Source organism: Microbacterium awajiense (assembly GCF_039536545.1).
In the GTDB taxonomy this organism is placed as follows: domain Bacteria; phylum Actinomycetota; class Actinomycetes; order Actinomycetales; family Microbacteriaceae; genus Microbacterium; species Microbacterium awajiense.
Map to the genome: position 1 here is coordinate 1,247,436 of NZ_BAAAYU010000005.1, position 12,106 is coordinate 1,259,541.

At 71.7% G+C, this 12,106-nt stretch carries 9 protein-coding genes and 1 pseudogene; 5 read left to right on the top strand and 5 right to left on the bottom strand.

Going from position 1 to position 12,106, the window contains the following annotated elements; genetic code table 11:
• Positions 1-21 precede the first annotated feature (21 nt).
• A complete protein-coding gene (locus ABD663_RS12465) occupies positions 22-1,008 on the top strand; it encodes an LLM class F420-dependent oxidoreductase (RefSeq protein WP_344739013.1) in 987 nt (328 codons plus the stop codon).
• Here the strand turns inward: ABD663_RS12465 and ABD663_RS12470 are convergent.
• Together ABD663_RS12470 and ABD663_RS12475 are read right to left on the bottom strand one after the other, a co-directional pair.
• Entirely contained in the window at positions 989-2,518 is a 1,530-nt protein-coding gene (locus tag ABD663_RS12470) for a carboxylesterase/lipase family protein (RefSeq protein ID WP_344739015.1), read from the bottom strand. The two genes, ABD663_RS12465 and ABD663_RS12470, sit on opposite strands and share 20 nt — an antisense overlap.
• A complete protein-coding gene (locus ABD663_RS12475; RefSeq protein ID WP_344739017.1) occupies positions 2,505-3,125 on the bottom strand; it encodes a TetR/AcrR family transcriptional regulator in 621 nt (206 codons plus the stop codon). Before ABD663_RS12475 ends, ABD663_RS12470 begins: the two co-directional genes overlap by 14 nt.
• A gap of 98 nt (positions 3,126-3,223) precedes the next feature.
• Here ABD663_RS12475 and ABD663_RS12480 point away from each other — a divergent pair, with 98 nt between their 5' ends.
• Both ABD663_RS12480 and ABD663_RS12485 read left to right on the top strand, forming a co-directional pair.
• Positions 3,224-4,525, top strand: a complete 1,302-nt coding sequence (locus ABD663_RS12480) for an MFS transporter (RefSeq protein WP_344739019.1) — start codon at positions 3,224-3,226, stop codon at positions 4,523-4,525.
• 48 nt (positions 4,526-4,573) lie between these two features.
• On the top strand, positions 4,574-6,877 hold the full coding sequence (locus ABD663_RS12485) for a glycoside hydrolase family 3 C-terminal domain-containing protein (protein ID WP_344739021.1): 2,304 nt from the start codon (positions 4,574-4,576) through the stop codon (positions 6,875-6,877).
• Between the two features lie 26 nt (positions 6,878-6,903).
• On the opposite strand, the gene ABD663_RS12490 is transcribed toward ABD663_RS12485, so the two are convergent.
• The 3 genes from ABD663_RS12490 to galT all read right to left on the bottom strand — a co-directional run bounded on the left by ABD663_RS12490 (position 6,904) and on the right by galT (position 10,242).
• Entirely contained in the window at positions 6,904-7,740 is an 837-nt protein-coding gene (locus ABD663_RS12490) for an alpha/beta fold hydrolase (protein ID WP_344739023.1), read from the bottom strand.
• A 136-nt stretch (positions 7,741-7,876) separates the two neighbouring features.
• The gene (gene galK, locus ABD663_RS12495) at positions 7,877-9,055 is read right to left on the bottom strand and encodes a galactokinase (RefSeq protein WP_344739025.1); all 1,179 of its coding nucleotides are present in this window, start codon (positions 9,053-9,055) and stop codon (positions 7,877-7,879) included.
• Positions 9,052-10,242 carry a galactose-1-phosphate uridylyltransferase gene (gene galT / locus ABD663_RS12500; protein WP_344739027.1) on the bottom strand — a complete coding sequence of 397 codons (1,191 nt, stop codon included), beginning with the start codon at positions 10,240-10,242 and terminating at the stop codon, positions 9,052-9,054. Before galT ends, galK begins: the two co-directional genes overlap by 4 nt.
• A 100-nt stretch (positions 10,243-10,342) precedes the next feature.
• Here galT and ABD663_RS12505 point away from each other — a divergent pair, with 100 nt between their 5' ends.
• A complete protein-coding gene (locus tag ABD663_RS12505) occupies positions 10,343-11,323 on the top strand; it encodes a LacI family DNA-binding transcriptional regulator (RefSeq protein ID WP_344740239.1) in 981 nt (326 codons plus the stop codon).
• 32 nt (positions 11,324-11,355) lie between these two features.
• Positions 11,356-12,106: pseudogene (locus tag ABD663_RS12510) on the top strand (glycerate kinase); the annotation flags it as partial.

The window sequence follows — 12,106 nt, forward strand, 5'->3', positions numbered from 1 at the left end:
CGTTCCCATAGGCTGGAGCCCATGCGCTTCGGAACCTTCATCCCCCAGGGCTGGCGTCACGACCTCGTCGGCATCGACACCGCGGACCATTGGCGGGTGATGGCGACGCTGGCCCAGCGCGCCGATGAGGGGCCGTGGGAGTCGCTGTGGGTGTACGACCACTTCCACACCACGCCGGTGCCCTCCGAGGAGGCCACTCACGAAGCGTGGACGCTCATGTCGGCGTTCGCCGCGTCGACCAGCCGCATCCGGCTCGGTCAGATGTGCACGTGCATGGGCTATCGCAATCCGGCGTACCTCGCCAAGGTCGCCGCGACGGTCGACGTCATCTCGGGCGGGCGCGTCGAGATGGGCATCGGCGGCGGCTGGTACGAGCACGAGTGGCGCGCCTACGGCTACGGCTTCCCCCGCGTCGGTGATCGGCTCGGCATGCTCGACGAAGGCGTGCAGATCATGCGGGATGCCTGGCGCACCGGCACCGCGACCTTCGACGGCCGGCACTACCAGGTCGACGGCGCGATCGTGCGGCCGCTTCCGCTGCAGGAGGGCGGCATCCCACTGTGGATCGCCGGGGGCGGCGAGAAGGTGACGCTGCGCATCGCCGCGCAGTACGCCGACTACGTCAACTGGTCCAGCAATCCCGAGACCTTCTCGCACAAGCGCGATGTCTTCGAGGGGCACTGCGCGCACCTCGGGCGCGACGCGGCCGAGGTCGTGCGCAGCGCGAACTTCAACACCGTGGTCGGTGAGACCGAGGGCGAGGTCGCCGAACGGCTCGACCGCATCGAGGCGCGCGTCGCGCCGTTCCTCGGCGAGGCGACCGAAGGTTACATGAACGACTACCGGTCGGGCAGCGCCCTGGTGGGCACCGTCGAGCAGGTGTGCGAGCGGATCGACGGGCTGCGGGCGCGGGGTCTGGACTACGCGATCCACTACTTCCCCGAGCACGCCTACGATCGTTCGGGCGTCGACCTGTTCGAGCGCGACGTCATCCCCGCGCTGAGCTGAGCCGACCCGGTTCCGTCGCGGCGCGCAGCAGCGGACGGACACTCGCGTAGCCGTCGGGGATCACATCGGCGACGGATGCCGCGGTGCCGAACATGCGCGTCGCGCCGGGTCTGGCCGACCACGGCGTCCAGCCCGGATCGCCCTCGCGCAGGAAGGCGGACGCTGAGCCGTGCACGGCCTCGGCGAGCGATCTGGGCGGCGCGTCCCCGGCGATCGCGTCGACGCCGTCGGCCTCGAGATGGTCGAACCAGAACGGGACGTCGAGGCAGTGCAGCGCCCAGCCGCGGGTCGGCGATGCCCAGGTGAACCGGTACGCCCACGTCGGGGCGTCGCCGCGTGCTTCGGCCACCCGCACGACCAGGGTCCGGAAGATCTCGTCGGTGACATAGCGGCCGAGAACGGCGGCCGTGCCCTTCGCGCGGGCGTCGGGGTTCGCGGCGAGGTACCGACGGGCGACATCGTGGTCGAGACCGAGCACCCGCAGCGCGACGGAGGCAGGGATGATCCGGAGGCGGTCGCGGTGCTGGTCGGCGACCATCGTGAACTCGTCGTCCATCGACCCGAGGACCAGGGGCTTGTCGGCGCCGACGCCGGCCCGGATCGAGTCGAGTGTCGGCCGCGGCAGCAGTTCGCCGTCGACCTCCGGCCCGAACGGCAGTCCGTCCTCGAGCAGCGCGCGGATCGGTGCGACGGGGCTGGCCGAGTGCGGCTTGTCGGCGTCGGTCTGCAAGTCGCGCAGGCGCACCTCGCCGACGGTGGCGAAGCCCTCGCGGGTCGGCGCGACGCCGGCGAGGTTCGCAAGCTTGGCCGACAGGGTTCGCGCCCGCTCGGCGGGCACGTCGGCGGTCGCGCCCGAGAGCGCCCAGACCCCGTGGAAGAGGTGCTGCGCCTGCGGCATCCCGAGCAGTGTGAGCACCGCGCCGCCGCCGGCGGACTGTCCCGCGATCGTGACTCGGCCGGGGTCGCCGCCGAACGCGGCGATGTTGCGCTGCACCCACTCCAGCGCCGCCAGCCAATCGCGCACCCCGCGGTTCGAGGGCGCACCTTCGATGTGGCCGAAGCCGTCGAACCCCAGGCGGTACGACACGGTGACGGTGACGATGCCGTCGCGGTTGAACGAGATGCCGTCGTACCAGGCGCTCGCGGGAGAGCCCGACACGTAGCCGCCGCCGTGGATGTAGACCAGCACGGGCATTCCCGCGTCCGTCATCCCCGGGGCGGGGGTGAACACGTTGACGTTGAGCGTCGAGTCGCCCGGCACCGACGGCTCGGGGATCAGCGTGATCCCGGTGTCGCCGCGTTGCGGCGTCGCCCCGTACTCGGTCGCCTCGCGAACACCGTCCCAGGGTTCGACGGGCACCGGCGCGGCGAACCGCAGCTCGCCGACGGGGGGCTGGGCGAACGGGATGCCGAGGAAGGCGGCCGAGCCGCCGGCCCCGGGCGCGCCGCGCCAGAGGCCGCGGACGTCGCCCGCCGCGGTGGTGACGATCGGTCCCTCAGGATGCGGCATCGGTGTCGTGCTCCTTCGCGAAGACCAGCTCGAACAGCGCCTCCACGGCCGCGGCCATGTCGATGTCGGGCTCGAGCATCCACTGCACCTGCAGGCCGTCGGCGACGGCCTGGAACAGGCGCGCGATCGTGTCGGCGTCGACGCGGTCAGACACCGATCCATCGGCCTGCGCCTGTGCGACGGCCCCCGTGATCATCCGGCGCAGCGTTCGACCGCGCTCGATGAAGTACTCGTGGGCGGGATGCTGCGGCTCGGCGGCATCCACCGACAGTCGCGCGAACAGCTGGACCAGACCCGCCACATCGGCGTTGTGGCGCACGACCTGCACGTATCCGCGCTCCAGATCGGCCAGCGTGATCTCGGATGGGTCGGAGACGTCACCGAACGCCGCCGAGTCGACTTCGTCGCGCTTGCGCAGGATCTCGGCGAAGAGCTCTTCCTTGCTGTCGAAGTAGTGGAGCAGGCCCGCCTGGCTGAGCCCGACCGCGTCGGCGAGCTCCTTCACGGATGCGCCGCGGAACCCCTCGCGCGCGATCACCTCGAGCGCGGTCGTGAGGATCTCCTCGCGCTTGGCCACGCCCTTCGCGTATGAACCCCGTTGTGCCATGTGCCCAGTAAACCGAACGTCACTTGATTTCCCAAAACCAAATGACGTAAGGTTTTCACTGGCGGGCCATGGAGGACGCCGAAAGGACCATGACGACGATGTCAGACACCCCCGAACGCATCGCAGAGCCGATGACCGAGAACACCTTCCTCGCCGAGGCCTCCGGCACCGACGATCCGCCGCCGCCGATCACCGGCCTGCGCCGCCTCATGGTGTGGATCGTCCCCGCCAACATCGGCATCTTCATGCTGTGGGGCGCGATCCCCGGCATCCTGCTGCCCCAGCAGATCACCCTCGCGTTCGGCGAGCAGGATCAGATCAACGTCGCCAACCTGGCGATCGTGTCGACGATCGGCGCGTGCGCCGCAATGATCGCGCAGCCGATCGCGGGCCAGATCTCCGACCGCACGCGCTCGCGATTCGGCCGTCGCGCGCCATGGATGCTGGTCGGCGCCGTCGCCGGCGCGCTGGCCCTGGTGGGCCTCGCCTTCGCCGAGACGCTCGTCGGCTTCATCGTCGCGTGGACGCTGGTGCAGATCTGCTTCAACTTCGCGCAGGGCCCGCTGTCGGCGGTCATGCCCGACCGTGTGCCCAACGCCCGCCGCGGCACCTTCGCCGCACTGACCGGCATCGGCCTCATGGTCGGCGCGCTGGGCGGCCAGATCGTCGGGTCGCTCTTCTTCAACACCATCGCCCTCGGCTACATCACCTTCGCCGTGCTCGCCGTGGTCGTGCTCGCGCTGTTGGTGGTCTTCAACCCCGACTATTCGAGCACCGACATGAAGCCGGAGCCGTTCGACCTGCGCGAGTTCGCCAAGACCTTCTGGGTCAACCCGATCACGCACCCCGACTTCTTCTGGGCGTTCACCGGACGCCTGCTGCTCTACACGGGCTACTTCGCGGTCACCGGGTACCAGCTCTACCTGCTGCAGTACTACTTCGGCGTCGAGAACCCCGAGACCGTCATCCCGCTGCTCGGCCTGCTGAGCCTCGTGGGCATCGTCATCTCGACGGTCGTGTCGGGGCCGCTGTCCGACCGGCTCGGCCGTCGCAAGCCGTTCGTGTTCGCCTCGGCCGCCGTCGTGGCGCTCGGGTTCCTGCTGCCGTGGATGTGGCAGGACCTCACCGCCTGGATGATCATGACCTTCATCGCGGGCTTCGGATTCGGCATGTTCCAGGCCGTCGACACCGCGCTCATCAGCCAGGTGCTGCCGTCGGCGAAGTCGTTCGCCAAAGACCTCGGGGTCGTCAACATCGCGGCGACGCTTCCGCAGACGCTCGCGCCCGGTCTCTCGGGGGCGATCGTGCTCCTCTTCGGCTACCAGGGCCTGTTTCCGGTCGCGATCGCACTCGGCATCCTCGGCGCCTTCGCCGTCTGGCCGATCAAGTCCGTCCGCTGACCCCGCACTCGCTCACCCCGCCACTCACCCCACGAAAGGACGTCGATCATGACCGACACCACCATCACCGAGGTCGAGGCATCCCTCGCGGACCTCACCCTCGAAGAGAAGGCCTCGCTGACCAGCGGCGCGAGCTTCTGGTACACCAAGCCCGTCGAGCGCGTGGGCATCCCCGCGATCATGGTCACCGACGGCCCGCACGGCCTGCGCAAGCAGCGTGAAGGCGGCGACCACCTCGGCATCGGCGACAGCGTGCCCGCGACCTGCTTCCCGCCCGCCGTCGGGCTCGGCTCGTCGTGGGACGTCGACCTCGTCCACCGTGTCGGCGAGGCACTGGGCACCGAGACGGCGATCGAGAACGTCGCGGTGCTGCTCGGCCCCGGCATCAACATCAAGCGCTCGCCGCTGTGCGGTCGCAACTTCGAGTACCTCTCGGAAGACCCCATCGTCTCGGGCGTGCTCGGCGCCGCGATCGTGAACGGCATCCAGTCGAAGGGCGTGGGCACCTCGCTCAAGCACTTCGCGGCCAACAACCAGGAGAACGACCGGATGCGCTCGAGCTCCGACGTCGACCCGCGTCCGCTGCGCGAGATCTACCTGCGCGGCTTCCAGCGCGTGGTGCAGGACGCCCAGCCCTGGACCGTCATGTGCTCGTACAACCGGATCAACGGCGTGTACGCGTCCGAGGACCCGTGGCTGCTCACCGAGGTGCTGCGTGACGAGTGGGGCTTCGAGGGTGTGGTGGTCTCGGACTGGGGCGCCGTCAATGAGCGCGTCGCCGGCATCGCCGCCGGGCTCGACCTCGAGATGCCGTCGTCGAACGGTGTCACCGACGCGCAGATCGTCGCCGCCGTGCAGGACGGCTCGCTCGACGAGTCGGTCGTCGACGTCGCCGCCGGCCGGGTCATCGACCTGGTGCGCAAATCGCAGGCCGGAGCCGGATCGATCGAGGGCCCGCTCGACGTCGAGGCCCACCACGCGCTCGCCCGCGAGGCGGCCGGCCGCTCGATCGTGCTGCTGAAGAACGACGGCGATGTGCTGCCGCTGCGCCGCGACGCGCGTCTCGCGGTGATCGGTTCGTTCGCCGCCGAGGCACGGTACCAGGGCGCCGGTTCGTCGCTGATCAGCCCGACGCGCCTCGACAACGCGCTCGACGAGATCCGCACGCTCGCCGACGGCGAGGTCGCCTACGCGCAGGGCTTCAGCGTCGCCGCCGAGGTCTCCGCCGACGAGACCGCGCGTCTGCGCGACGAGGCCGTGGCTGCGGCATCCGCCGCCGAGGTCGCCGTGGTGTTCCTCGGTCTCCCCGCGCGCCTCGAGTCGGAAGGCTACGATCGCACCGACATCGACCTGCCCGACGACCAGCTCGCGCTGCTCGACGCGGTCGTCGCCGCGAACCCGAACGTCGTGGTCGTGCTCTCCAACGGCGGGGTGGTCGCGCTGCCGTTCGCTGAGAAGGTCCCCGCGATCATCGAGGGATGGCTGCTCGGGCAGGCCGGCGGAGGCGCGACCGCCGACGTGCTCTTCGGCGAGGTGAACCCGTCGGGCAAGCTCACCGAGACCATCCCGGTGCGCCTCGAGGACAGCCCCGCCTTCCTCGACTTCCCCGGCGAGAGCTCGCACACCCGCTACGGCGAGGGCCTGTTCGTCGGCTACCGCTGGTACGACGCCCGCAAGCTGGAGGTCGCGTACCCGTTCGGCCACGGACTCTCGTACACGACGTTCGCGTACGACGAGGCGACCGCCTCGGTGGATGCCTCGGGCGACATCGCCGTGACCGTCTCGGTGACCAACACCGGCGCGCGCGCGGGCCGCGAGATCGTGCAGGTCTACACGTCGCTGCCGGGCTCGACCGTGCAGCGACCCGTGCGTGAGCTGAAGGCGTTCGCCTCGGTCGCCCTCGACGCAGGCGAGACCCGTGAGGTCAGCCTGACGGTGCGTCGACAGGATCTCGCATACTGGCACGTCGCCGCCGACCGCTGGGTCGTCGAGGGTGGGCAGTACGCCATCGACATCGCGGCGTCGAGCCGTGATCTGCGCGCGTCGGCCACGGTCGAGGTCGACGGCGACGTCGTCGTGCTGCCGCTCTCGCGCACCTCGACGCTCGCCGAGGTCTTCGCCCACCCCGTCGCCGGGCCCATGGTGCAGGCCGCGCTGGCCGACATGATGGGCTCGATGAACGGCGCCGCCTCGGTGATGCCCGAGGGGGTCGACATGATGCAGATGATGGGCTCGTTCCCGATCGGTCGCCTCACCATGCTGTCCGGGCTCACCGGCGACGGCGGTGGCGTCAGCGCCGAGATGATCGACGGACTCATCGCGATGGCCAACGCGGCCCAGCCGCAGGCCTGAGCTGAGACCGACCTGCGCAGCCCGATTCAGCTGCGCAGGAAAGCCAGCAGCACCTCGTTGACCTCGGGGGCGTGCGTCCACAGCAGACCGTGGGGCGCGCCCTCGAGCTCGACATAGGTGGCGTCCGGCAGCAACTCGCGCAGGCGCCGGGCGGTCACGTCGATCGGCAGGATGTTGTCGGCCGTGCCGTGCAGAATCAGCGTCGGCACCGTGATGTGGGGGATGTCGTCGCGGAAGTCGGTCGGCCATGTGAGGGGCGCGGCGGCGATCGCGGTGTTGCCGGCACGGTTCGCCGTCTGCACGCTCGCGTCGACGGCCTCCTTCGAGATGCGGTCGCCGAGGAAGTCGTCGAGGTTGTAGAAGTCCGTGAAGAAGCCGGCGATGAACGCGTAGCGGTCATCGCGCACCGACTGCGCGATGCCGTCGAAGAACTCCTGCGGCCCGGCGCCGGCCGGGTTGTCGTCGGTCTTGAGGAGGAACGGCTGGAGCGCCCCGAGCAGCGCGGCCTTCGCGACGCGGGCGCTGCCGTAGCGGGACAGGTAGCGGACGACCTCTCCGGTGCCCATCGAGAAGCCGACGAGCACAGCGTCGCGCAGGTCGAGGTCTTCCATGAGGGCGTGCAGGTCCGCGGCGAACGTGTCGTAGTCGTACCCGGAGCCGGCCTTCGTCGACGCGCCGAAGCCGCGGCGGTCGTAGGCGATCACGCGGTAGCCGGCATCCAGCAGCGCCGCCTGCTGCCTGCCCCACGACTCGCCGTCGAGCGGGAAGCCGTGGATCAGCACGACCGGCTGCCCCGATCCCTGGTCCGTGTAGTACAGCTCGACGTCGGCCGAGTTCTCGGTGCCGACCGTGATGCAGGCCATGTCCGCTCCTTCCGTGGGGGCCGGATGCCCCGTCGCTGGTTCGACGCTAGGCCGCGGCATCCGTCATCGGAAGGTCTTGACGGTGACGGGGAAGTGTCGGGGTCGCTCTCTTCGCGGTGGCCGGGGGGGCGATCGGTCAGGCGTCGCGCGCGGCGCCCGGCGACGGCGCCACCGTGAACACGGTCGGGGCGGCGAAGCCGGATGCCGCGAACGCGGCGTGGGCGGCATCCGTCACGGCGTCGACGTGGTCGCGGGTGACCAGCGCGATCGCCGCGCCGCCGAAGCCGCCCCCGGTCATGCGGGCGCCGAGCGCGCCGGCGTCGAGTGCGGCCTCGACCGCCGTGTCGAGCTCGGGGACCGAGATCTCGAAGTCGTCGCGCATCGACGCGTGCGAGGCGACGAGAAGGTCGCCGATGGCGGTCGGCCCCTGCTCGCGCAGCGTGCGCACGGCGTCGAGAACCCGCTGGTCCTCGGTCACGACGTGGCGGACACGGCGGAACGTCGTGTCGTCGACGAGGCCGGCGAGACGCTCGAGGTCGTGCTCGGAGACGTCGCGCAGCGCGGGCACGCCGAGGGCGGCCGCGCCCCGTTCGCACGCCGCGCGGCGCTCGCGGTAGCCGCCGGTCGAGTGCGCGTGCGTGACGTTCGTGTCGATGACGACGAGGGCGAGGCCTGCGGCGTCGAAACCGAGGTCGACGGTCACGGCGTCGAGCGAGCGGCAGTCGAGGAAGATCGCGGCGTCGCGGCGGCCGAGCATCGACGCCATCTGGTCCATGATGCCGGTGGGGGCGCCGACCGCCTCGTTCTCGGCGGTGCGGCCGACCTGGGCGAGAGCGACGCGGTCGAGGTCGAGACCCCAGGTCTCGGTGAGCGCGATCGCCGTGGCGCCCTCGATCGCCGCCGATGACGACAGACCGGCCCCGACCGGCACGTCGGAGGCGAACGCGAGGTCGATGCCGGGCACGGTCGCCGGATCGACCTCGGTGGCGCGCAGCAGCGCCCACGCGACACCGAGCGGGTAGCGCGCCCATTCGGCGACGGTCTCGCGTTCGGCGGGGAAGACGGCGTCGAGTCGCGCGACGTCGAGCTCGACCGCGGCGTCGTCGAAGGTCGAGACCACGCGGATGACGGCATCCGCGCGCGGGCCGAGCGCGACGTGCGTGCGGTGCTGGATCGCGAACGGCAGCACGAAGCCGTCGTTGTAGTCGGTGTGCTCGCCGATGAGGTTGACGCGCCCCGGCGCCGACCACGTGCCGGCGGGTTCGTGGCCGAACCGGGCGGCGAACAGGGCGCGAGCCTCGGATGCCGCGGTCACGCGATCACCTCGGGAACGGTCGCGATCGCCGCGCGCAGGCGTTCGGCCGAGACCTCGGGCGGGATCTCGGCGGCCCACGCGCCCATCGCGGCCTCGGATCCGGCGAGGAACTTGAGCTTGTCGGCCCCGCGGCGCGGGCTGGTCAGCTCAAGACGCAGGCGAACGGTGTCGCGGCCGACGTGCACGGGCGCCTGGTGCCACGCCGCGATGTAGGCGGTCGGGGTGTCGTACAGTGCGTCGACGCCGCGCAGCAGCCGCAGATAGAGCGGGGCGAGCTCGTCGCGCTCGGCGTCGTCGAGCCCCGCGAGATCGGGGACGTGGCGGTGGGGCATCAGGTGCACCTCGATCGGCCACCGCGCGGCGAAGGGCACGAACGCGGTCCAGTGCTCGCCCTGCAGCACCACGCGTTCGCCGGACCGTTCGAAGGCGAGGATGCGCTCGAACAGGTCGGGCGCGGTGCGGTCGATGCCGTCGAGCAGACGCGTCGTGCGCGGGGTCACGTACGGGTAGGCGTAGATCTGACCGTGCGGATGCGGCAGGGTGACGCCGATCGCCTCGCCGCGGTTCTCGAAGGGGAAGACCTGCTCGATGCCCGGCAGCGCCGACAGTGCGGCGGTGCGGTCCGCCCACGCCTCGATGACCGTCCGTGCGCGGGTGACCGACTGCGTGCCGAACGAGCCGGCGTGCTCGGGGCTGAAGCACACGACCTCGCAGCGGCCGACCGATGTGCGCATGCGGCCGAGGCCGAGGTGGGTCAGATCGTCGAGGCCTCGGGGCGGGTTCGACGCCGCGGGGGCCGAGCCGACGGCATCCGTCAGTGCCGGACCGAACGCGGGGGAGCGGTTCTCGAAGACGGCGACGTCGTAGCGGCTCGGGATCTCGCTGGGGTTCGTCGGCGTCTGCGGTGCGAGCGGGTCGGCGTCGGCGCTCGGCATCATGACGCGGTTCTGCCGGCCCGCGGCGACGGTGATCCAGTCGCCGGTGAGCACGTCCTGTCGCATCGACGCCGTCTCGGGCCGCGCGGCGAGGGTGCGGGCGTCGACGGCGCGGTCGGCGCCGAGCGTCGTGCCGGGGTCGTCGTAGTAGATCAGCTCGCGGCCGTCGGCCAGGCGGGTGGGGCGCTTCACGACGCCGGCGCCGAGCGCTGTGGCGGGGGCGGCCTCGGTGCCGAACTCCGGAATGTTCACGTCAACATGCTACGGATCGGCCATGCTAACGTCAACATCGGCGGGAACGCAGGAGTTCGGCTCGCGGCCGAGAGGAGACCGGATGCAGCGGCGGGTGTCGATGGCCGACGTCGCGGCGCGTGCCGGCGTCTCGGGGCAGACCGTCTCGCGGGTGGTGAACTCGAGCCCCCGTGTGGACGCCGCCACGCGGCAACGTGTGGAGCGCGCGATGGCCGAGCTCGGCTACCGCCCGCACCGCGCGGCGCGGGCCCTGCGCACCGGCCGCACGCAGACGCTCGGGCTGCTCGCGACGACTCTGGCGTCGGTCGGCAATTCGCGGATGCTGCAGGCCGTCGCCGAGGCGGCGGCATCCCGCGGCTACGCCCTGACCGTGCTGACCCTCGGCGGCCCCGACGGCGTCTCGGCGGCGCTCGCGCAGTTCGGCGAACAGGGTGTGGACGGCGTCGTCGTGCTCAACGAAGCCACCGCCGCCACCGAATCCGCCACGATCCCGACCGGTCTGCATCTCGTCGTGGTGGATGCGCCCCCCGGACGCGCCGGCGGCAGCGTCGGCATCGTGCAGTCCGACCACCGGGGCGGCGCGCGGGCGGCGACGACGCACCTGCTCGCCCTCGGCCACGCCGCCGTGCATCACCTCGCCGGGCCGGCTTCGTCGTTCGCGGCCGCCGAGCGCGAAGCGGGCTGGCGCGACGCCCTCGCGGATGCCGGGGTCGCCGCGCCGGTGCCGCTCCGCGGCGACTGGAGTGCGGCCTCCGGGCACCGCGCCATCGTCGAGCGGATGCCGGATGCCATCACCGCGCTCTTCGCCGCCAACGACCAGATGGCGCTCGGGGCGATGCGCGCCCTCGCCGAAGCCGGTCGCCGAGTGCCCGAAGACGTGAGCGTGGTCGGCTTCGACGACGTGGCGGACGCCGCCGACTACCGCCCGCCGCTGACCACGGTGCGCCAGGACTTCGACGAGCTGGGCGAGCGGGCGGTGCACGCTCTGATCGCCGGTATCGAAGGGGAGTCGACCTCGGTCGGCCTCGTTCCCACACGCCTCGTCGAGCGCGCGAGCACGATGCCCCCCCGGCGCGGATAGCGCTTTCCTGCGCCATGCGCGACAATGGGCGCATGCCTCGCACCGTCGTCGTCGCGCTCGACTCGTTCAAGGGCACGATCGGTGCCGCGGCGGCATCCGAGGCCCTGGCCGCGGGGTGGCGCTCGTCCGCTGCCGCGGACGCCGTGGTGCTGCGGCCCATGGCCGACGGCGGAGAAGGCACGCTCGATGCCTTCGCCGCCGCCGTCGCCGGGGCGCGGCGGATGCCGGTGACCGTGACCGGGCCGCACGGTCGCCGGGTCGACGCGTCCTGGTTACTGCTTCCCGCCACCGATCTGGATCCGGGCGGGATCGGCGTGGTCGAGCTCGCGAGCACGAGCGGAATCGAGCTGCTCGGCACGCCGGCCGCCCTGCAGCCGCTCGACGCCGACACCCGCGGTTTCGGTCAGGCCATCCGCGCCGCGCTCGACCACGGAGTGTCGCGGCTCGTCCTCGGCATCGGGTCGAGCGCGTCGACCGACGGCGGCACGGGCCTGCTCACCGAGCTCGGCGCCCGGTTCACGGATGCCGCGGGCCGGCCGACCGCCGGCGGTGCGCGCGGCCTCGCCGACCTCGCGTCCGCCGACCTCACCGGGGTGCGACCGCTGCCCCGCGGTGGCGCCGTGGTGTTGACCGATGTCGTGAATCCGCTGCTGGGTGACCGCGGAGCCGCCGCCGTCTTCGGCCCGCAGAAGGGGGCGACGCCGAGCGACGTCGCCGCGCTCGACGCCGGCCTCGCGCGACTGGCCGGACTGCTGCCCGCCGACCCTGAGACCGCCGGCGCCG